This is a genomic window from Micromonospora sp. WMMD1219, from assembly GCF_049315215.1.
GTDB lineage: Bacteria > Actinomycetota > Actinomycetes > Mycobacteriales > Micromonosporaceae > Micromonospora > Micromonospora tulbaghiae.
On sequence record NZ_CP186057.1, the window covers coordinates 4,564,065 to 4,584,412 of the forward strand.

General features: G+C 72.6%; 19 protein-coding genes. 5 read left to right on the plus strand and 14 right to left on the minus strand.

The genetic code is table 11. The features are described from left to right. The first annotated feature begins 13 nt into the window (after positions 1-13). From ACN27C_RS21300 to ACN27C_RS21320, 5 genes are all read left to right on the plus strand, one after another. Positions 14-1,087 (plus strand): ABC transporter ATP-binding protein, encoded by a 1,074-nt coding sequence (locus ACN27C_RS21300; RefSeq protein WP_252447937.1) that lies wholly within the window; start codon positions 14-16, stop codon positions 1,085-1,087. Beyond that, on the plus strand, positions 1,084-2,832 hold the full coding sequence (locus ACN27C_RS21305; RefSeq protein WP_121685373.1) for an ABC transporter permease: 1,749 nt from the start codon (positions 1,084-1,086) through the stop codon (positions 2,830-2,832). The genes ACN27C_RS21300 and ACN27C_RS21305 overlap by 4 nt, the downstream gene beginning before the upstream one ends. Continuing rightward, positions 2,820-3,641: a creatininase family protein gene (locus ACN27C_RS21310; RefSeq protein WP_252447938.1), complete on the plus strand. Its 822-nt coding sequence runs from the start codon at positions 2,820-2,822 to the stop codon at positions 3,639-3,641. The genes ACN27C_RS21305 and ACN27C_RS21310 overlap by 13 nt, the downstream gene beginning before the upstream one ends. Positions 3,642-3,688: 47 nt before the next feature. After that, the gene (locus ACN27C_RS21315; protein ID WP_350814730.1) at positions 3,689-5,143 is read left to right on the plus strand and encodes an argininosuccinate lyase; all 1,455 of its coding nucleotides are present in this window, start codon (positions 3,689-3,691) and stop codon (positions 5,141-5,143) included. A gap of 95 nt (positions 5,144-5,238) precedes the next feature. Beyond that, positions 5,239-6,138 carry an ROK family protein gene (locus ACN27C_RS21320; RefSeq protein ID WP_422747655.1) on the plus strand — a complete coding sequence of 300 codons (900 nt, stop codon included), beginning with the start codon at positions 5,239-5,241 and terminating at the stop codon, positions 6,136-6,138. A gap of 121 nt (positions 6,139-6,259) precedes the next feature. On the opposite strand, the gene ACN27C_RS21325 is transcribed toward ACN27C_RS21320, so the two are convergent. The 14 genes from ACN27C_RS21325 to ACN27C_RS21390 all read right to left on the minus strand — a co-directional run bounded on the left by ACN27C_RS21325 (position 6,260) and on the right by ACN27C_RS21390 (position 20,327). Beyond that, a complete protein-coding gene (locus tag ACN27C_RS21325; RefSeq protein ID WP_422747656.1) occupies positions 6,260-7,120 on the minus strand; it encodes an HpcH/HpaI aldolase/citrate lyase family protein in 861 nt (286 codons plus the stop codon). A 9-nt stretch (positions 7,121-7,129) separates the two neighbouring features. After that, complete coding sequence (locus tag ACN27C_RS21330; RefSeq protein ID WP_120569441.1) at positions 7,130-8,593, minus strand: dihydroorotase; 1,464 nt, start codon at positions 8,591-8,593, stop codon at positions 7,130-7,132. Positions 8,594-8,615: 22 nt separating this feature from the next. Next, positions 8,616-10,022: an MmgE/PrpD family protein gene (locus ACN27C_RS21335; RefSeq protein ID WP_422747659.1), complete on the minus strand. Its 1,407-nt coding sequence runs from the start codon at positions 10,020-10,022 to the stop codon at positions 8,616-8,618. After that, the gene (locus ACN27C_RS21340; protein ID WP_357794903.1) at positions 10,015-10,854 is read right to left on the minus strand and encodes a cyclase family protein; all 840 of its coding nucleotides are present in this window, start codon (positions 10,852-10,854) and stop codon (positions 10,015-10,017) included. The genes ACN27C_RS21335 and ACN27C_RS21340 overlap by 8 nt, the downstream gene beginning before the upstream one ends. Before the next feature lie 31 nt (positions 10,855-10,885). Continuing rightward, entirely contained in the window at positions 10,886-12,085 is a 1,200-nt protein-coding gene (locus ACN27C_RS21345) for a CaiB/BaiF CoA transferase family protein (RefSeq protein WP_252448003.1), read from the minus strand. Then, complete coding sequence (locus ACN27C_RS21350) at positions 12,078-12,935, minus strand: IclR family transcriptional regulator (RefSeq protein ID WP_121685366.1); 858 nt, start codon at positions 12,933-12,935, stop codon at positions 12,078-12,080. Before ACN27C_RS21350 ends, ACN27C_RS21345 begins: the two co-directional genes overlap by 8 nt. 45 nt (positions 12,936-12,980) lie before the next feature. After that, entirely contained in the window at positions 12,981-13,970 is a 990-nt protein-coding gene (locus tag ACN27C_RS21355; RefSeq protein WP_422747662.1) for an EamA family transporter, read from the minus strand. Continuing rightward, positions 13,957-14,421, minus strand: a complete 465-nt coding sequence (locus ACN27C_RS21360; protein ID WP_422747665.1) for an Ohr family peroxiredoxin — start codon at positions 14,419-14,421, stop codon at positions 13,957-13,959. The genes ACN27C_RS21355 and ACN27C_RS21360 overlap by 14 nt, the downstream gene beginning before the upstream one ends. Next, a complete protein-coding gene (locus ACN27C_RS21365) occupies positions 14,418-15,245 on the minus strand; it encodes an alpha/beta fold hydrolase (protein WP_422747667.1) in 828 nt (275 codons plus the stop codon). Before ACN27C_RS21365 ends, ACN27C_RS21360 begins: the two co-directional genes overlap by 4 nt. Continuing rightward, positions 15,242-16,606, minus strand: coding sequence for a M20/M25/M40 family metallo-hydrolase (locus tag ACN27C_RS21370; protein ID WP_123109430.1), 1,365 nt, complete (start codon positions 16,604-16,606; stop codon positions 15,242-15,244). The genes ACN27C_RS21365 and ACN27C_RS21370 overlap by 4 nt, the downstream gene beginning before the upstream one ends. A 35-nt stretch (positions 16,607-16,641) precedes the next feature. Further along, positions 16,642-17,388, minus strand: coding sequence for an SDR family NAD(P)-dependent oxidoreductase (locus tag ACN27C_RS21375; RefSeq protein WP_252448039.1), 747 nt, complete (start codon positions 17,386-17,388; stop codon positions 16,642-16,644). Between the two features lie 100 nt (positions 17,389-17,488). Next, positions 17,489-18,349 (minus strand): ABC transporter permease, encoded by an 861-nt coding sequence (locus ACN27C_RS21380; RefSeq protein WP_120569450.1) that lies wholly within the window; start codon positions 18,347-18,349, stop codon positions 17,489-17,491. 12 nt (positions 18,350-18,361) lie between these two features. After that, positions 18,362-19,192, minus strand: coding sequence for an ABC transporter ATP-binding protein (locus tag ACN27C_RS21385; RefSeq protein ID WP_175438667.1), 831 nt, complete (start codon positions 19,190-19,192; stop codon positions 18,362-18,364). 25 nt (positions 19,193-19,217) lie between these two features. Further along, positions 19,218-20,327, minus strand: a complete 1,110-nt coding sequence (locus ACN27C_RS21390; protein ID WP_422747671.1) for an ABC transporter substrate-binding protein — start codon at positions 20,325-20,327, stop codon at positions 19,218-19,220. Between the last annotated feature and the right edge of the window lie 21 nt (positions 20,328-20,348).

The following is a 20,348-nucleotide window of genomic DNA, read 5'->3' on the forward strand; positions in this document are numbered from 1 at the left end:
AAGGACCCACGAAATGATCGATGTCCGACTGACGGCGGTCAGTAAGCGCTTCGCCAAGTCGAGCGACTCCGCGGCGGTCGATGACGTCACCGTCACCATCGGAGCGGGCGAGTTCTTCACGCTGCTCGGACCGAGCGGTTGTGGCAAGACGACGACGCTGCGCATGGTGGCCGGCTTCTACTTCCCGACCTCCGGTCACATCCACTTCGGCGACGACGACGTCACGCACTGGACGCCCAACAAGCGGGACACCGGCATGGTGTTCCAGAACTACGCGCTGTTCCCGCACATGACAGTGGCGCAGAACGTCGCGTACGGGCTCAAGGTCCGCCGGGTCTCCCGCGCCGACCAGGCCCGCCGGGTGGAGGAGGCGCTCGCCCAGGTGCACCTCGCCGGGTACGGCGACCGGCGCATCGACGCGCTCTCCGGCGGCCAGCAGCAGCGCGTCGCGCTGGCGCGGGCCCTGGTGATCCGCCCTCGCACCATGCTGCTCGACGAGCCGCTGTCGAACCTCGACGCGAAGCTGCGCGAGGAGACCCGCGCCGAGATCCGGCGCATCCAGCGGGAGAGCGGCACCACCTCGATCTACGTCACGCACGACCAGGCCGAGGCGATGGCGATGTCGGACCGGATCGCGGTCATGGAGTCCGGCCGGGTCCAGCAGGTCGGCTCCCCGCACGAGGTCTACTACCAGCCCGCGAACGCGTTCGTGGCCCGGTTCATCGGACGCAGCAACGTGCTGAGCCTGCCGGTGACCGGCGCCGCGGAGCAGCGCGTCCAGGTACGCCTTCCCGGCGGCGCCACCATCGAAGTGGGCGCTCCCGCCGGTCACGGGCTCGCCGAGGGCGACACCGCACTGGTCTCCGCGCGCCCCGAGCACATCGCGCTCGGCGGCGACGACGACACGGCGGCCATGCGCGGCCGGATCAGCCACGTCGAGTTCACCGGCATGGCCACCCACATCACGGTCGACGTCGACGGCGCCGAGGTGATGGCCGCACTGGTCGACGCGCCCGCCGGCATCCAGCTCGGCGACGTCGTGGGCCTGCGGCTCACACCGGAGCGGCTCTGGGTGGTCAAGCCGTGACCGCTGCGACCCCGACCGCCCCCGGCTGGGCGGCGGCCCTCGGCCGGCGCCTGGCCGGCGGAGCCGGCTCCCGATGGTTCCCCTACCTGCTGGTGCTGCCGCTGGTCCTGGTGCTCTGGGGCTTCGTCGTCCAGCCGATGTTCGCCACGTTCCGGGAGAGCGTCAGCGCCAACGGCAGCGACAACTACCTCCAGTTCCTCTCCTCCTCCGGCGTGGCCCGCGAGTCGCTGTTCACCTCGCTGTTCATCTCGGCGGCCAGCGTGCTGCTCTGCGGCATCGTCGGCGTGGCGATGGCGTTCCTGCTCAAGCGCTTCCACTTCCGCGGCCGGCGGCTCATCGAGGCGTTCATCCTCGTGCCGGCGGCCCTGCCGCCGCTGATCGGCGCCGTCTCCTTCCAGCTGCTCTACAGCAACATCGGCATCGTGCCGCGCGGCCTTCAGGCGCTGCTCGGCACCGACAAGCCGGTCCTGGCCTTCGACGGCATCGCCGGCGTGCTGGTGGTGCACACGTTCACCATGTACCCGTTCTTCTACCTGGCCGCCTCCGCGGCGCTGGCCGGGATGGACCCCTCGGTGGAGGAGGCGGCGTACAACCTCGGCGCGGGCCGGGTACGCGTGTGGCGCACCGTCCTGCTGCCGATGCTCACCCCGGCGCTGATCTCGGCGTCGCTGCTGGTCTTCATGACGTCACTGGCGTCCTACACCGCGCCACTGCTGTTCAACGTCAGTCAGACCATGACCATGCAGATCTACATCAACCGCACCAACGGTGACCTGCCGATGGCCTCGGCGTACGCCTCCGTGCTCGGCATCGTCTCGATCATCTTCCTGCTGGCCATGCGCTGGTACGAGGGGCGGCGCAACTACCAGTCGCAGTCCAAGGGCATCTCGGCGGTCCGGCGGGAGATCACCAACCCGATCGGCCGCTGGCTCGCCCCGCTCGCCTCGGTGCTGGCCACGCTGGTCCTGCTCGCCCCGGTCGGCGCGATCGCGCTCGTCGCGTTCTCCGCGGACCGGTCCTGGACCACCGAGGTGCTGCCGCCGACGTACACGTTCGAGAACTTCGTCACCATCTTCACCGACCCCAAGGCGTTCCAGCCGATCCTCAACTCGGTGCAGATGAGCCTCCTCGCGGTCGTGGGCTGCGTGGTGATCGGCGTGCTCATCGCGTACGCGGTGCGGCGGCTGACGTTCGTCGGTCGCGGCCTGCTCGACGTGGCCGTGATGATCGCCTGGGCGCTGCCCGGCACGGTCGTGGCGATCAACCTGATCTCGGCGTTCAGCACCGGCAACGCGTTCAGCTTCGGGCAGGTGCTGGTCGGCACGTTCTGGATCCTGCCGCTGGCCTACTTCGTGCGGTTCCTGCCGATCGTGTTCCGGTCCAGCTCCGCGACGCTGGCGCTGATCGACCCGTCGCTGGAGGACGCGGCGCGCAACCTGGGCGCCTCCTGGCTGCGCGCGTTCTACACGATCACCGTGCGGCTCATGCTGCCCGGCGTGCTCGCCGGCGCGCTGCTGGCGTTCGTGCACGGCGTCGGCGAGTTCGTCGCCTCGGTGCTCATCTACACCTCGTCGACGGTGCCGATTTCGGTGGCCATCAACAACCGGATGTACAGCTTCGAGCTGGGCACCGCGGCCGCCTACGGCATGCTTCAGGTGCTGCTCATCTTCGTGGTGATGTGGTTCTCCGGGCGGCTGGAGAGCAGCCGGACCGCGACCCGGAGGGCCGAGCAGTGGACGAACTGATCGAGCGGTGGCGGACCGGGGGAGGACTGCTCCCGGTCACCCGGGTACCCGGGCACGCGTTCGCCGCCGTGACCGAGGCGGCCGACCTGGCGGTGCTGCCGGTCGGCGCCGTCGAGTGGCACGGTCCGCACCTGCCGATCGGTACCGACCTGATCCTGGCCGAGGGCTTCGCCGGGGAACTGGCCACCGGGTCCGCCCGGGCGGTGCTCTTCCCGGCCACGCCGTACGCCGCCTGCCCCGGCCAGACCCGGCCCTGGCCGGGCACCGTGGCGCTGCGCCCGGAGATCGCCGTCGGCTACCTCGCCGACGTGCTCGCCGGCATCGTCGAGGCGGGCTTCACCCGGGTGCTCGTGGTCAACGGGCACGACGCCAACATGTCCACCGTCCGCGCCGCGATGGAGTGGGTGTCCGGGCGGCACCGGGCCAGCATGATGCTGGTGAACTGGTTCCAGCTCGTCGGCCCGGACGAGACGGCCGGGATGTTCGGGGAGCTGCCCGCCCGCGGGCACGGCGGCGCGTACGAGAGTTCCGCGGTGCTCGCCTTCGACCCGGCCGCGGTGCGCCTGGACGCGGCGCCGGACCTGCCGCCGAAGCCGAAGCTGCCCACCCCGTACCCGTACGTGCTGGTGGAGTCGCGGCCGGACCCCTGGCAGGGCTGGTCGGGCCACATCTCGCTGGCCGGCGAGGAGGCCGGCGGCCGGATCCGCGTCACCGCCGGCGCACGCCTGCGCGAGCTGGTCGGGGCGTGGCTCGCCGCGCCGCTGCCCGGGCCGCCCGGCGCCGACGGGCCGGACCAGACGACCGGATGACCACGCGCGGCACGCCGCACGACAACGCACCACCTCGGGAGGCCACCATGAGCCCGTCACTGACCGTCTACCAACAGCACCATCTCCGCGTCGTGTTCGACCACCACGTCGCCAACCTCTACCCGGCGATGGTCACGGCCAGCAAGGCCCACGTCGTCATGCTCGCCGAGCAGGGCCTGATCTCCGACGAGGCCGCCGCGACGATGCTGCGCGGCCTGGTCGCCCTCACCGGTGACCGGCCCGAGGAACTGGAGTACGACGGCAGCGTCGAGGACGTCTACTACACGCTGGAGAAGCGTCTCGCCGCCGCGGCGGGCATCGAGGTGTCGCAGCTGAGCGTGCAGCTCGCGCGCAGCCGCAACGACCTCGACGCCGGCGTCTTCCGGATGGTGCTGCGCGACCAGCTGCTCCAGGTGCTCGACGCGCTGCTGGCCACCGGCCGGACCGTGCTGGACCGCGCGGACCGGCACGCCGACGTGGTGGTCACCGGCTACACGCACCGCCGCCCGGCCCAGCCGACCAGCATCGGGCACGTCTTCGCCGGCTACGCCGAGGCGCTCGCCGGTGAGGCCGCCGCGTACGCCGACCTGCTGGACGAGATGAACCGGTCGCCGCTGGGCTCCTGCGCCTTCGCCGGCACCGACCTGGACATCTCGCCCCGCCGCCTGGCCGACCTGCTCGGCTTCGACCAGCTCATCGTGAACTCGTACGAGGCGGTGGCCGGCGCCGACCACCTGGTCCGGGTCGCCACGCTCAACGCGCAGGCGCTCGCCACCGGCGCCCGCCTCGCCCGCACCCTGATGGACTGGCTGAGCTGGGGCTGGGTGGTCACGCCCGGCGAGTTCACCCAGGGCAGCAGCATCATGCCGCAGAAGCGCAACCCGGTGGTGCTGGAACACCTAGTCTCGATGGCCGGCGCCGCCGCGGCCGACGCGGCGAGCGTGCTCAACAACGTCGGCGCCGCCTGGTGGGAGGACTCGAACAACGCCACCACCGACGTGCAGTCCCGGCTCTGGGAGGGCGACGACCGGGCGTACCGGTTCTTCTCCCTGCTCGGCGGACTGATCGAGAAGCTGGACCCGCAGCGCCCGCCGTCCGGCGAGGAGATCGTCGCCTCCGGCGCCACCACCACCGCGGCGGCCGACGCGCTGGCCCGCCACGGCGTGCCGTTCCGGGGAGCCCACTCGCTGCTCGGCCGGCTGGTCCGCGGCGGCGCGCCGGCCACCTGGACCGACGAGCTGGTCCGGTCCACCGCCGCCGACCTCGGTCTGACGCTCGACGACGCCGCGGTACGGGACCTGCTGGCCGCCGCGGTCCGCCCCGAACTCGTGCTGCGCCGCGCCCAGGCCGACGGCCCCGGCGAGGCGGCCGTCCGGGACCAGGTCGGGCGACTGTCTACAATGCTCGACGCGGTGCAGGAGCGGGCGCAGACGTTGCGCGAGCGGCTGACCCGTGCCGACGCGGCTCTCGCCGAGGCGGTCGCGGCGAGGGTAGGCCCGTGACGGGGCGGCAGACGCAGCTTGCCGTGGTCGCGGACGTCGTGTCGCGGCGACCACGTGATCTGGACCGACGGCCCGAAGGGCGATCTGACATCACCATGGAACGACCGGCAAATCCACGCCTGCTCGGCATCGACTTCGGCGGCACCAAGATGGCGATCGGCGTGGGCGACACCGACGGCCGGCTGCTCGCCTCCGAGCGCCTGCCCACGATCGCCGAGCAGGGCGCGCAGCAGGCCCTCACCCGGGCACTGGACCGGGCGTGCGAACTCGCCGAGCAGACCGGCGGCACGATCGTCGCGGCCGGCATCGCCTCGCCCGGCGTCGTCCACGACCACGGCATCGAACTGGCGCCGAACGTGCCCGGCTGGGAACAGTTGCGGCTGGGCGAGGCGGTCCGCGCCCACCTGAACCTCGCGCACGTGCGGGTGACGAACGACCTGAAGGCCGCCGCCTACGCCGAGCTGCGGCTCGGGGCGCTGCGCGACGCCGATCCCGGACTCGTCGTCGGGCTGGGCACCGGGGTCGCCGCGGCGGTCACCGTCAACGGCGAGGTGCTGCCGGGCCGCCACGGCGCGGCCGGCGAGATCGCCTACGGACTGACCGACCTCAGCTGGCCGCCCCGCCTGGAACCGATGCTGGAGGCGACGTTCTCCGGCCGGGCCCTGGACGAGCTGGCGCAGCGGCTCGGGGTGGACGGCCGGGCGGCCGGCCTGTGTGCCGCCGCGGAGCAGCCCGGCCCGGTACGCGATCAGCTCCACCTGCGTGTCGACGAACTGGCCCGCCAGCTCGTCACGTGCTGTCTGCTGCTCGACCCGCAGCGGATCGTGCTGGTCGGCAGCGTCGCGGGCAACGACCTGGTGCGGGAGCTGCTGACCGAGCGGCTCACCCACACGCTGCCGTACCCGCCGGAGATCGTGCTGTCGGACTTCGCGCAGGACGCCGCGCTGCTCGGCGCGCTCGTCATGGCCACCGAGGCCCAGCCCGCGGTGGTCTGACCGGAACCACTGGAAGACGCCGCCGGGCGGGGCGCACGGGAGCGCCCCGCCCGGCTCACGCCGACCGGCTCAGGGCGCGGAGCGTCGCACCCGTCGACGGTTCCCGGCCCGGCGTCACGGTTCAGCCGGCGGACGCCTCGGCGCGGCGTACCACCTCGGTGGCGGCGCGCACCACGGCCCGGTCCAGCAGCCGGCCGTCGGCGTCGGTGGCCACCCCGGAGCCGCCGCGTTCGGCCCGCTCCAGCGCCGCCAGCACGGCCCGGGCGGAGGCCACCTCCTCGGCGCTGGGGGTGAACACCTCGTTGATCGTCGCGACCTGCCCGGGGTGGATGGCGCTGCGGGCCCGGAAGCCCTGCCGCAGCAGCGCCCGGGTGGTCCGCTCCAGCCGCTCCGGGTCGCGCAGCGTCGTCTCCACCGGCCCCACCGGCGGGTTGACGCCGGCCGCGGCCGACGCGACCACGACCTGGGCGCGGATCGGGGCGAACTCGGCGCGGTCCGGTCCGGGCTGCAACCCCAGCTCGCCGGCGAGGTCCGCCTCGCCGAGGCCGAGCCGCAGCACCCGCGGCGCTTCGGCCACCCGCGGCGCGGTGAGCACGCCCCGGGCGGTCTCGATCAGCGCCACCACCCGGAACGCCGGGGCGTCCGGGCCGAGCCGCCGCTGCACCCGGGTCAGCGCGGCGTCGACCTCGGCGAGCAGCTCCGGCTCGGCCTTCGGCACCCACACCCCGGCCGCGGCGGGGGAGAGGGCCTCGACGTCCGCCTCGACCTGGTCGCTGTTGATCCGCACCCACAGCTCGGGTGCGGACGGCGCGGCGGCGCCCAGGTACCCGGCGACCGTCTCCCGGGCCTGCGCCTTGCGAGCGGGTGTGACCGCGTCCTCCAGGTCGAGCACGAGCGCGTCCGCGCCCCGCCCGGCCGCCTTGTCCAGCAGGTCCGCCCGGTCGCCCGGCACGTACAGGTAACTGCGCGCCACCGCCGTCATGTCGTTCCCCTACCGCTGCGGGCGGGCGAGGTAGCGGCCGGCCGGCTCGCCGGTCACCTTGCCGTCGACCAGCACGTGCTGCCCGCGGACGAAGGTGTCGGTGACCCGGGCGGTCAGCTCGAAGCCCTCGAACGGCGTGTACTCCTGCGTCGACTCGGAGTCCTCGGCGCGCACCGTCCAGGTCGAGTCCGGGTCGACCAGGCAGATGTCGGCGTCGTACCCCTGCGCGATGGCGCCCTTGTTGCGCAGGCCGAAGCGCTGCGCCGGGTTCCACGAGGTCAGCTCCGCCACCCGCTGGTACGACAGGCCGCGCCGGTTGCCCTCGGTGACCAGTCCGGGCAGCAGGTACTCGGCGCCGCCGAACCCGGACTTGGCGACGAAGATGTCGTCGCGCGGCTCACCGAACTTGACCTCGTCCTTGCAGCAGGCGTGGTCGCTGACCACCCAGTCGATCTTGCCGTCCAGGACGTACCCCCAGAGCGCCTCGACGTCGGCGCGCGGGCGCAGCGGCGGGTTGACCTTGCCGCCCAGGCCGTGCGCGGTGTCGATGTCGGCCACCAGGTGGCCGATTGTCACCTCGCGGCGGAAGTCGATGTGCGGGAACGCCCGCGCCATCCGCAGCGCCGCGTCGACCGCCTTCTCCGAGGTCAGGTGCAGCAGGTTGATCTTCGGCAGCCCGGTCTCGTGCGCCAGGTACGACGCGATCGACACGGCCAGTCCCTCGGAGTGCGGCGGCCGCGAGGCGTGGTACGCCTCCAGCCCGCGCAGCGTGCCGTCCTGCTCGACCTGCTTGGTGTACGCGCTCATGATCTCGGCGGTCTCGCAGTGCAGCGACAGCGAGATCTCGTCGGCCAGCTCGGGGAAACGCTCCCGGGCCGCCTGGACGCCCCGCATCACGAACTCGAAGTGGGCGTAGTCGTACCGCTCGCCCTCCGGGATCATCAGGAAGGAGTTCTGGTCGGCGGAGCGGCCGTGCAGGCCGTGGCTGCCGTAGAACATGAAGATCTTGAACGAGGTGACCCCGTGCTCCTCGACCAGCGACGGCACCTCGCCGATGTGCTCCCGCGACATCGGCGCCAGGTGGAAGCCGTAGTCGATGTAGGAGCGGCCCTCGGTCGCGGCCAGCACCTCGGGGAAGAAGTCGGCGTACCGGCCGCCCCGGTTGAGGTAGTACTGCCCGGTGCGCATGTAGTTCAGCGCGGTGGTGACGCCACCCTGCACCGAGGCGCGGCTCTCCGAGACGGCGTCCTCGCTCAGCGGGTTGTAGATGCCCCAGTGCTGGTGCGCGTCGACCACACCGGGGAAGGCGAGCCGGCCGCCGCCGTCGACGACCTGGGCGGCCTCCGCCCGGTCGATCTGCGGGGCGACGCGGCTGATCCGCCCGTCGGTGACCGCGATGTCCATCAGCTCGGGCTCGGGCCGGTCGTGCCGGACCACGCGGACGTTCGTCAGCAGCAGGTCGTAGGTGCTCATGGTGTTGCTCCTCGTGCTCGGTTCAGCGGCGGTTGATCAGGCCCATCAGGCCGTGGACGTCGGGGGCCCGGTCCAACCGGTGGACCTCCTCGGTGATGCGGTCGGCGGTCGCCTCCGGCAGGGCAGCGGCGTTGGTGCGGAACTTGACCGCCAGTTCGGCGTCACTGAGCGGACGCTGCGGCCCGCCCCGGTTGGCGAGTACCTCCTGCACCCACTCCCGCCCGTCGCGGGTGACCACCCGCAGCACGGCCGGGAACTGGTGCGGGAAGATCGCGTCGCACCGCTCGTCGCCCACCACGTCGACCAGCGCCATCAGCGCCCGCCGCTGCGGGTCGTGCGCCAGGGCGTCGGTGAAGTCGGCGAGGTCCACGCCGAGACCGCCGCCGCCGATCAGGCCGGCGACCACCGCGTACGGGCCGCTGAACTGCGCCTCGTAGCCGGTCTGCGGCGCCCGCTTACGCTCGATGGGCTGGCCGATGGTGCGCACCGTCGGCGTCGGCACGCCGAGCGTGATCGACTCGATCTCGTCCAGCGGCAACCCGCGCTCGCGCAGCGCGATCGCCGCGTCGATGGCGGCGTGGGTGAAGTGGTTCGCCGGGTACGGCTTGAAGAAGATGCCCGGCACCGCCCAGTCGGTGCCGAGCCCGCGGACGATCTCGTCGCCGTCGAACTCGCCGCGCAGGAACGCCTGGAAGAAGCCGAAGCGTCCCTCCAGCACGGTCGGCGGGCCGGTCACGCCGTGCCGGGCCAGCTGCGCGGCGCTCACCGCCGCGTGCGCCGCCCAGCCGCAGTGGATCCGCTTGACGGTGCCGCCGTTGCGGTTGGACTCGATCAGACCGGCGGCCATCGAGGCGGACACGCCGAGCGCGTCGAGCGCGCCGTCGGCGTCCAGCTTCAGCAGCCGGGCCGCCGCCACCGCGCCGCCGAGCGTGCCGCAGATCGAGGTGGCGTGCTGCCCGTGCTCGAAGAAGACGGAGTTGCCGGCGGCCGGGTCGTAACCGGCCATGCCGAGCCGGACGCACACCTCCAGGCCGACGGCGATGGCCGCGACCGTCTCCCGCCCGGACGCCCCGGACGCCTCGGCGGCGGCCAGCGCGGCCGGCACCACCGACGCGCTCGGGTGCAGCACCGACGGCAGGTGCGTGTCGTCGTAGTCGAGCGAGTGCGCCAGCACGCCGTTGGCGAACGCGGCCAGCGCGGCCGGGACCTTCTCGTCCAGTCCGACAGCGGTGGCCTGGCCCCGGCCGCCCTGCTCGGCGACGTAGTCCAGCGCCGCCTGGCTGGTCGGCAGCGGCCGGGCCGCCACGCACAGGCCGAGCACGTCCAGGACGCGGGCCCGGACGCTCGCGACGACCTCGTCGGGCAGCGCCTCGGCGGCGGTGTCGGCGGCGAAGGTGGCCAGGTGGCGGCCCAGGGTCGGCTCAGCCACGGCTGATCACCGCCAGCGGGCGCACCGGGGAGCCGGTGGCGCCGTACAGCGGCAGCGGCGCCATGACGAATGTGAACTCGTGCACCCCGTCGCGGGCCAGTTCCTCCAGCGCCATCGTCTCGATCAGGTAGATGCCGTGCTCCACCAGCAGGATCCGGTGCGCCGGCAGCGTGCTGTGGCCCTTGCCCGGCGGCAGGCACTCGAAGGCGATGGTGTCCGCGCCGGCCGCGTGCACGCCGCGCTGCGCCAGCCAGGTGGCGCCGTCCGCGCCGACCCCCGGCACGCCGGAGTCCTTGCCGATGTACTGGTTGCGGTCCTCGTGGTCGAACAGCCGACCCCAGCCGCTGCGGATGAGCACCACGTCGCCCGCGCCCACCGGCGTGCCCTGCCGGGACACCGCGGCGTCCAGGTCGGCGGGGGTGATCTCGTAGCCGGGCTCGCAGCTCTGGACGCCCAGCGCCGCGGGCACGTCCAGCAGCACGCCGCGGCGCACCATCGGCGCGACCGTGTGCACGCCCAGCTCGTCGAACCGGCCGCCGACCTGCGCCGCGGCGGCGTCGGCGCCGCCGTGCAGCCGGCCGTCCTGGGAGACGTGCGCGAGCGCGTCGACGTGCGTGCCGACGTGCGTGCCCATCACCAGCAGGTCGTTGGCGGCGGAGCCGCCGTCGGCCCGGACCATGTCGCCGTGGCGGCGCGGCAGGGTGAGCCCGAACGCCGGGTGGTTCGGTGACTGCGGCATGCCGGCGGTCAGCCGCCGGCCCAGGTCGTAGATCGTGACGCCGGCCTGCACGGCGTCGAGCAGGCGGTCGGCGGTTCTGGCAGTGGTGCCCACGGGGTTCCTCGCGTTTCGGCTGTCGGCGTCGTCAGGCGACGACGCCACGGGCTTTCAGGTCGGCGATCTCGGCCGGGTCGCAGCCGAGCTCCTCGACGAGCAGGGCGTCGGTGTCGGCGCCGGGGGAGCGGCCGGTGAACCGGATCCGGCCCGGCGTCTCCGACATCCGCCACATGACGTTGTGCATCCGCATCGGGCCGAGGTCCGGATCGTCGACCGTGGTGATCATCTCGGTGGCCTGGACGTGCGGGTCCTCGACGATGTCCTTGGCGCTGTAGACCGGGGCGACAGCGGCGCCGGCCTCGGCGAACGCCGCCGCCACCTCGTCGCGGGTCCGCTCGGCGATCCACGAGCCCACGTACTCGTCGAGCAGGTCCGCGTGCGCCACCCGCCCGACGCCGGTACGGAACCACGGCTCGTCGATCACCTCGGGGTGGCCCACCAGCCGCAGCACCCGCTCGGCGATGGCCTGGGCGCTGGTGGAGATCGCCACCCACGACCCGTCCTTGGTCTGGTACGTGTTGCGCGGCGCGTTGTTCGTCGAGCGGTTGCCCTGCCGCTGCTCCACCACGCCGAGCTGGTCGTAGACGGTGGGACCGGGACCGACAGCGGTCATGATCGGTTCCAGCAGGCTCATGTCGACGACCTGGCCCCGGCCGCCGGAGCGCTCCCGGTGCCAGAGCGCCATCATCACGGCCGACGAGGTGGCGATGCCGCAGATGCTGTCCGCCAGCCCGAACGCGGGCAGCGTGGGCGGGCCGTCGGCGGTGCCGGTCAGATGGGCGAAGCCGCTCATCGCCTCGGCCAGCGTGCCGAACCCGGCCCGGGAGGCGTACGGGCCGGTCTGCCCGAAGCCGGTGATCCGGGCGATCACCAGACCGGGGTTGACCCGGTGCAGCTCCTCCGGGCCGACGCCCCAGCGTTCCAGCGTGCCCGGCCGGAAGTTCTCCACCAGCACGTCGGCGCGCTCGGCCAGCCGCAGCAGCAGCGCCGCGCCCTCCGGCGCGGACAGGTTCAGCCCGACCAGCCGCTTGTTGCGGGAGATCTCCTTCCACCACAGGGGATGGCCGTCCTTGGCCTTGCCGTGGCCGCGCATGCTGTCACCCATGGTCGGATGCTCGATCTTGATCACGTCGGCGCCGTAGTCGCCGAGGATCTGACAGCACAGCGGTCCGGCGAGGATCGTCGAGACGTCCAGCACCCGCAGGCCCGTCAGCGGTCCGTCACTCACCTGTTCCACCTCCCCAGTTCTGTTCCTGACCCGTCCGGCCGGCGACACGCTGCGCCGGCGGCCGGAAACCCAGTTCGGCGGAGATCTCCGCCGCCGCCGCGGCGACCAGCGCACCGTGCGCGGCGCACACCTCCGGGGTGAACCGGTTCTGCGGCCCGCACAGCGAGATCGAGCCGAACACCTGCCCGGTCGCGTAGCGCACGACCGCGGCGACGCTGCCGGCGCCGTTCTGCCGTTCACCCATGCTCACCGCGTACCCCTGGCGGCGGACCCGGGCCAGCTCGGCCCGCAGCTTCGCGGTGGAGGTGATGGTGGCCGGGGTGACCGCGTCCAGCGGGTGGTGGCCGAGGTAGTCGTCCACCTCGGCGTCCGGCAGCGCCGCCAGGATCGCCTTCGACGACGACCCGGAGTGCAGCGCGTGGCTGGTGCCCAGGGACACCGACATCCGGACCTCGTGCGGCGAGAGCACCTGGTCGATGTAGACGCGCGACCAGCCCTGCCGCACCGACAGCGTGGCGGTCTCGCCGCTGTCGCGGACCAGCCGGACCAGGTACCGGCGCGCGATGTCCGGCACGTCCAGCGCGCGCAGCGCGGCCAGGCCCACCGCCAGCGCGCCGGTGCCGAGGCGGTACCGCTTGGTCTCCTCGTTGAAGGTGAGGAAGTTGTCGGCCACCAGCTCCTTGAGTATCCGGTGGGCGACCGCCTTCGGCAGGCCCAGTTCCCGCGCGATCGTCGACACGCCGAGGGTCTCCGGTGCCCGTTCGGCGATGATGTTGACGATGTCGAGGGCGCGTCCCAGACCGGAACGGGTCCGGCCGGCGCTGCTCTCGACGACCGTTGTCGTGATCATCTCTGTTCCTCCAGTGTCGACGTACGTGTGCGGGGTCGCCGGGCGTCAGGCGGGCGCGACGGGGGTCTTCCCGGGCGGGAGGCCGCCGGCCTGCCGGGGTCGCTCCCGCGCGATGACGAGCGCCACCGAGGCGAGCACCACGGCACCGGCGAGCACCTGTCGTCCGGACAACGATTCATCCAGCACCATCATGCCGAGCAGGACCGCCACCACCGGGTTGACGTACGCGTAGGTGGACGCGAGCTGGATCGGCGCGTTGCGCAGCAGCCACGTGTAGACGCTGAAGCCGACCACTGTGCACACCAGCATCAGGTAGGTCCACGCCATCCAGGACCGGCCCGTCACGTCGGCCGGACGGAACCGCCCCAGCTCACCGCTGACCACGCTCGCCACCGCCACCGCGACGCCGCCGACGAGCATCTGCCAGCCGGTGCCCACCAGGTGGTCGGCGGGCATCTGCAGCCGCTGCGACAGCGTCGAGCCCAGCGCCCAGACCATCGTGGAGACCACCAGCAGCAGCATCCCGCCCAGGTGCCCTCCCTGCGTCGGCACCGAGAACAGCAGCGCCAGCCCGGCCACCCCGCCGAGCACACCCACCGCCGCCAGCGCCGACGGCCGCGGCCCGACGGCCAGCCGCAACACCAGCACCCACAGCGGCATGCCCGCCACCAGCAGCGACGCCAGCCCGGTCGCCACGTACTGCTGGCCCAGTGCGAGCAGCGCGCTGCCCGCACCGACCATCAGCAGCCCGCTGGCGCCCACTCCGCCCCACTGCCGCCGGGGCAGCAGCAGCCCGGCCGCTCCCCGGCGCAGCGCCGCCACCGCGAACAGCAGCAGCGCGGCGGCCAGGAACCGGGCCGAGGTGGCGACCAGCGGCGGGATGCTGTCCAGGGCCACCCGGTTGCCCAGGTAGGTCGAGCCCCAGATCAGGTAGACCGCGCCGAGCCCGACGGCCAGGGCCATCGGGCCGGCGGGCCGCGGCGGATCCGCCGGGTGGGGGACCGCTGCGGGCTCGGTCAGGTCAGCGGTGGCCATCGACCCGGATCGCCACCGCGGTGTTGCCCCGCAGGGCGTTCGAGTAGGGACACATCCGGTCGGCCAGCTCCACCGCGCGTTCCAGGTCGGCCTGCGGGCACTGCGGCGCGGACACGTCCAGCACCACCGCGATCGCGTACCGGCCGTCCTGCGTCTGCCCGAGGGAGACCGAGGCGGTGACAGTCGTCGGACCGGGCCGGATGCCGGCCTGCCGGGCGGCGACGGCGAGCGCGCTGTCGAAGCAGGCCGCGTAGCCGGCCGCGAACAGCTCCTCCGGGTCGGTGCCGGGCGCGTCCGGACCCCGCTGCGCGGGGCGGGTCAGGTCGACCCGCAGCGACCCGGTCAGCGACCGGGCGCTGCCGCCCCGGCCGCCGGAGACCTCGACGGTCGCGGTGTAGAGCGTGTTCGCCGGTACGACCTTCGCCTCGGCGACCGGGGTGCCCGCGTTCACGCCGCCACCTCCCGCCCGAGGTCGGCGTGCACCTGCGCGGCGACCGCGTCGGCGAACGCCTCCGGCTGCTCGTCGGCCACGAAGTCGGTGCCACCGGGGATGGTGACCAGCTCGGCGCCGGGCAGCGCGGCCCGCACCTGCGGCGTCATCCGGTCCAGCAGGTCGTCGGCGCCGTGCAGCAGCACGATGGGCAGCGCGTCCAGGGCGGCGGTGTCCACGTGGTGGTCGAACACCGCCCGGTACGCGGTGGCGTAGTCCGGGCCGGTCAGCAGGTACTCGGTGACCTGGCGGTCCGCCTCCTCCGGGGTCAGGCGCGGGTACAGGCCGTACACCCGGTCCCAGATCACCGTCAGGTGCCCGCCGTCGCGCGCCGGCACGTAGCCGGGCGCGTACGACCGCTTCTTCTCCGCCCGCTCCTGCTCGTCGTAGAGCGGGATGCCCTGGAGGATCAGCCGGTGCACCCGCTCCGGCGCCGACATCAGCGCCTGGGCGCCGACGATCGCGCCGGTGTGCTGCCCGAGCAGGTGCACCCGGGACAGCCCGAGGGCGTCGGCGAACTGCCACACCCCGGCCGCGTACTCCGGGATGGACCACGGGCGCGGCGGCGCGTCGGACATGCCGAACCCCGGCGTGTCCGGGGCGATCACCCGCAGGCCGCGGCGGGCCAGCGGCTCGATCACCGCGTCGTAGGTGGCCGAGGAGAGCGGGGACTGGTGCAGCATCAGCAGCACCGGGGCGTCGGCGTCGCCGCCGTGCCGGTAGTGCACCTGACCCCACGGCACGTCGACGTAGGCGCGGCGGGCCACGCCGCGGGCCCGGGTCACTCGGCCACCGCCAGCGCCGCCATGACCTCGATGACGTGCTTGATGCCGGCCTTGTAGTCGTCCAGCCGGATGTTCTCGTTCGGGCCGTCCACACCGGAGTCGGCGCGGGACACACCGACGCCGACGATCGGCCGGTCGGCGATCACGCCCTGGTTGCCGATCCACTGCGTGTACGGCTCGATCACCGGCTCGGTCCCGTACACCCGGCGGGCCGCGTCGGCGACCAGCGCGACGAACGGGTCGCGGTGGTCGGTGAGGTTGGGCCGGCTGGTCGCCATCACCTCGATGCGCAGGTCACCGAAGCCGGTCGCCGCCAGGTGGTCGCGGATGCAGCCGAGCACCCGGTCCGGGTCCTGGCCCGGCACCAGCCGGATCTCCAGCTTCGCCGAGGCGGTCGACGGGATGCCGAGTGTCACGTCGTCGCGCATGTCGCCGCCGGCGAAACCGGCGACGGTGAGCGTCGGCACGGTCCGGATGGCCACGGCGGCGGCCTGGTCGTCCAGGTCACCGGTGAACCGGTCGACCTGGGCCCGCTTGCGCAGGAAGTCCCCGTCGAACGCCACCTTCTCCAGCAGCGCCCGCTCCTCGTCCGTCGGCGGCCGGGCGTCGTCGGCGAAACCGGGGATCGTCACGGTGCCGTCGGGCCGCTGCAACTGCGCCAGGGCGGCGGCCAGCCGGGCCGTGGCGGCCGGCAGCAGCGCGGTGTTCTGGCTGGTCAGGTCGCGCGGCAGGGTCTGCGCGGTGAGCCGCAGGTAGAGCACGCCCTTCTCGGCGAGCTTGAGCAGCAGCCGGTCCTCGCCGTCGAGCCAGGAGTTCTCCCACAGCGCCGCGTCGCTGGCGAGCCGGTCGGCGTGCGCCTGCACGAACGAGCCCAGACCCGGGCTGTGCAGCCACTTCTTGCCCTCGAAGATGATCCGGTTGGTCACCGGCGGGGTCAGCCCGGCCAGCTTCCAGGCCGCCGCCGCGTGGATGCGGGACATGACGACGCCCTTGTCGTCGGCCACGCCCCGGGCGTACAGCCGGCCGTCGTGGATCTCCGCCGCGTACGGCGGGCTGATCCAGTCGGCGTCGTCACCGGCCGGCTCGACCTCCACGTCGTAGTGGGTGAAGTGCAGCAGCGCCTTGTCGCCCTCGCCCGGCACCTCGGCCAGCACGTACGGGTACGACTGCTCCCACGGGATGATCTCGGCTTCGCCGCCCCAGCGGCGGACCGACCCGGCGATGAACTCGGCGGTGGCCTCCATCTGCTCCGGCTCCTGGCGGCGGCTGCGGATGCGGCACAGCTGCTGGAGCTCCTCGACGAACTCGTCGAAGTGGGCGTCGACGGCCGCGAGAGCGGCCGCGGTATCCGGTTTGGGCATGGTGGTCCTCACAGAAGGGGTCGGAGAGGGGGAAGTCAGTGGATGGTGACGCCGCCGTCGACGAAGATCGTCTGCCCGGTGGTCATGGCGGCGGCGTCACTGAGCAGGTAGGCGACCGCGTTGGCGACGTCCTGCGGCTGCGCCATCCGGCCCAGCGGGATGCTCGCCATCTTGTCGGCCAGGTACGCCTCGTCGCCGCGTACGTCGGAGGTCATGTCGGTGGGGACGATCGTGGGTCCGACGGCGTTGACCCGGATCCGGTCCGGCGCCCACTCCAGGGCGAGTACGCGCGCCATGTGCATCACGCCGGCCTTGCTGACGCAGTACCCGAGCGTGTTCAGCACCGCGATGTGCCCGTTCGTGGAGCCGATGTTCACCACCGCGCCGCGGGTCTGCCGCAGCGCCGGGTACGCGGCCTGGCACATCCGGAACGTGCCGGTCAGGTTGACGTCCAGGACGGCGGTGAAGTCCTCCTCGGACATCGTGGCCGCCGGCCCGCGCCGGACGATCCCGGCGTTGTTGACGAGCAGGTCGAGGCGGCCGTGGGAGTCGAGTACCTCGGCCACCAGGTCGGTGCAGGAGGCGGCCGACCGGACGTCCACCCGGTGCCGGGTGTGCGCGCCGCCGGTCAGCTCGGCCTCCGCCCAGTCGTCGAGCAGGTCGGCCTGCGCCACAGTCGCGCCGCGCTGTGCGAGGGTCGCGGCGATCCGGGCGCCGATGCCGCGGGCCGCGCCGGTGACCAGTGCCACCCGCCCGTCGAACCGGTTCGGGTCGGTGTTCATGTCTCGTGTCCTGCCTTTCCCGTTCGGCCACCGGCCGGGCGGGCGTGAACCACGCCCGGCCGGTGCTCCGCACGCGTGACGACGGTCCCGTCAGCTGTCGTCACGCGCCGATCACCTTCGTGTCCTCGGCCCAGAAGGCCAGGCGCTTCTGCAGCAGCCGGATCACGAAGTGCGCCACCAGACCCATCACCGACAGGACCACCAGGACGGCGAACATGCCGGCGATGTCGAAGTTGTAGTTGGTCTGCAGCAGCAGGTAGCCCAGGCCCTCCTTGGCGCCGATGAACTCGCCGACGACCGCGCCGAGGATGGCGAAGACGATGCCGATGTCCAGGCCGGCGAAGATGAACGGCAGCGCGCTGGGCAGCCGGACCATCCGGAAGATCTGGGTCTTGCTCGCGCCGAACACCGTCAGCATCTGGATCTTGTCGGCGTCGGCCGCCCGCAGACCCTCGATGACGTTGACGAGCATCGGGAAGAACGAGATCACCGCGGCCATGACCACCTTGCTGGTCAGGCCGAAGCCGAACCAGACCACGAACAGCGGGGCCAGGGCGACCTTCGGCACGGTCTGGAAGGCCACGATGTACGGCATCAGGGTGGCTTCGACGATCTTGATCTGGGAGATGAACGTGCCGAGCAGCAGCGCGGCCCCGACACCGATCACGAACCCGAGCAGCGCCTCCTGGGTGGTCACCCAGAAGTGACCCCAGAACTGGTCGTCGCCGAGCTGCTGCCACAGCGACTCGACCACGCTCGACGGCAGCGGCAGGACGTACTCGTCGACGCCGATGAGCGCGACGCCGTACTCCCAGGCCAGCACGACGACGACGAAGACCGTCGGGACCAGCCAGAGCTGGGGCTTCTCGCGGAGGTCGAACTTGCGCCGGGCGGGCCGGGCGGGCCGGGCGGACGGCGCCGGTGGCTGGGCCGGCTCGCGGACCAGGTTGCTTGTTGCCATGGCTGTCCCTCGTCAGTCGATAACGCCGGCGGCGTTGAAGTGTCGGCGGATCCGCTCCACGTAGACCCCGGCCCGGTCGGACGACATGACGCCGAGGTCACGCGGCCGTTCCAGGTCGATGTCCAGGACCTCCGCGATCCGGCCCGGCCGGGGGCTGAGCACGACCACCCGGTCGGAGAGGAAGACCGCCTCCGGGATGGAGTGCGTGACCAGCACGATCGTCTGGTTGCTCTCCTGCCAGATGCGCAGCAGCTCCACGTTCATGTACTCGCGGGTCATCGCGTCGAGCGCGCCGAACGGCTCGTCCATCAGCAGTACCGCCGGGTCGTGCACGAGCGCCCGGCAGATGCCGGCCCGCTGCTGCATGCCGCCGCTGAGCTCGTGCGGGTACTTCTGCTCGAAGCCGTTGAGACCGACCATCTCGAGCAGTTGCTGCGCGCGTTCCCGGTGCCGGCGGGGATCCAGTCGCTGGATCTCCGCCGGCACCATCACGTTGTCGAAGATGGTGCGCCACGGCAGCAGCGTCGGTGCCTGGAACACCATCCCGACCTCGGGAAGGGGCTTCGTCACGTCCCGCCCGGCGATCCGTACCGCGCCGCCGGACTTCGGGCTGAGCCCGGCGAGGATCTTCAGCAATGTGGTCTTGCCGCACCCGGACGGTCCCACGACCGAGATGAACTCGCCGCGACGTACCGTCAGGTTGATGTCGCTCAGCGCCTGGGTCGGTGCCGACTTACGGGGCCGGTACTCCTTGTCCAGCCCGTCGATCTCGATCCAGGAGTCTTCCGACACCGATGCCGGAGCCTGCGTCTGCGCCCGGCGGGCCGTCGCCTTGATGGCCATCGAAATCCCTTCCGCTGTCCGCTGCCTAGGCGGTGTAGTTCGCGGCCTTGCTCAGCACCGCGGCCTTGTCGAAGTCGTTCGCGCCGGAGAGCAGGCTCGGGTCCCAGAGCTTCTTCAGGTCGACGTCGCCGGTGATCTGCCCGGCCTCCTTGGTGTACGCCTGGGTCTTCGCCCACTCGTCGTCGCTGATCGCGCCCCAGTCGCCGAACTGCTCCGGGTCGCCGCTGGCCGGGGTGGCCGTCTTCAGCCAGGCGGTGAGGCTCTCGGTGTCGGCCTTGAGGCGCTCGTCGGCGGACTTGCCGGCGAGGATCTGCGGGAAGACCTTGTAGCCGATCTTCATGGCGGCCTCGGGGTTCTTCGCCGAGAAGAGCATCGCCTTGTACGCCGCGCGCAGGAACCGCTCGTACGAGTCCTTCTTGGCGTCGAAGTCACGGGCGCCGACGCTGAAGGTCAGCGACCGGATGCCGGTGAACACGTCCGGGTTGGTCAGGTACTTCAGCTCGGTGCCGGCGTTCTCGATGACCGCGTACGCCTGGGTGTAGAGCGCCAGCATGTCGACCTTGCCGTCGTTGAGCGCGGCGGCGGCCTGCGCGCCGACGCCCACCGGCAGCAGCTCGACGTCCTTGGCCGGGTCCAGGCCGGCGGCCTTGACGTAGGCGCGGGCGTACGGGGCCGAGCCGGAGGCCAGGCTGATCACGCCGATCTTCTTGCCGCGCAGGTCCGCGCCGCCGGTGATCGGGGAGTCCGGCTTCACCGCCATCACCCACGGCCAGTTCTGCACCAGGCCGCCGATCGCCTTGATCGGCACGTTCTTCTCCACCGCGCCGAGCGCCGAGCCGGCGTCGGCGGGGGTGATGTCACCGCTGCCGGACGCGACCGCCTGGAGGGCGGCGACCGAGCCATCGGCGTTGATCGTCTCGACGGTCAGCTTCTCCTCGGCGAAGTAGCCGAGTTCCTTGGCGACCGCGTAGACGGCCACCTCCTCCTTCGGGCCGATCACGGCGGAGGCGATGGCCATGGTCAGCTTCGCCTCCTTGCCCTCGCCGCCGGCCTCGTCGTCGGAGCCGCCGCCGCACGCGGCCAGGACCAGCGTGGCGGCCAGCGCCGCCGGGAGCAGAGCCCACTTTCGTTTCATATGCACACACCTCGTCGTGAG

Bases quoted from the DNA above. Each gene is read 5' to 3' on its own strand.
- ACN27C_RS21300 (WP_252447937.1), top strand. From the start codon at position 14: ATGATCGATGTCCGACTGACGGCGGTCAGTAAGCGCTTCGCCAAGTCG.
- ACN27C_RS21315 (WP_350814730.1), top strand. From the start codon at position 3,689: ATGAGCCCGTCACTGACCGTCTACCAACAGCACCATCTCCGCGTCGTG.
- ACN27C_RS21320 (WP_422747655.1), top strand. From the start codon at position 5,239: ATGGAACGACCGGCAAATCCACGCCTGCTCGGCATCGACTTCGGCGGC.
- ACN27C_RS21325 (WP_422747656.1), bottom strand. From the start codon at position 7,120: ATGACGGCGGTGGCGCGCAGTTACCTGTACGTGCCGGGCGACCGGGCG.
- ACN27C_RS21330 (WP_120569441.1), bottom strand. From the start codon at position 8,593: ATGAGCACCTACGACCTGCTGCTGACGAACGTCCGCGTGGTCCGGCAC.
- ACN27C_RS21350 (WP_121685366.1), bottom strand. From the start codon at position 12,935: ATGATCACGACAACGGTCGTCGAGAGCAGCGCCGGCCGGACCCGTTCC.
- ACN27C_RS21355 (WP_422747662.1), bottom strand. From the start codon at position 13,970: ATGGCCACCGCTGACCTGACCGAGCCCGCAGCGGTCCCCCACCCGGCG.
- ACN27C_RS21370 (WP_123109430.1), bottom strand. From the start codon at position 16,606: ATGCCCAAACCGGATACCGCGGCCGCTCTCGCGGCCGTCGACGCCCAC.
- ACN27C_RS21375 (WP_252448039.1), bottom strand. From the start codon at position 17,388: ATGAACACCGACCCGAACCGGTTCGACGGGCGGGTGGCACTGGTCACC.
- ACN27C_RS21380 (WP_120569450.1), bottom strand. From the start codon at position 18,349: ATGGCAACAAGCAACCTGGTCCGCGAGCCGGCCCAGCCACCGGCGCCG.
- ACN27C_RS21385 (WP_175438667.1), bottom strand. From the start codon at position 19,192: ATGGCCATCAAGGCGACGGCCCGCCGGGCGCAGACGCAGGCTCCGGCA.
- ACN27C_RS21390 (WP_422747671.1), bottom strand. From the start codon at position 20,327: ATGAAACGAAAGTGGGCTCTGCTCCCGGCGGCGCTGGCCGCCACGCTG.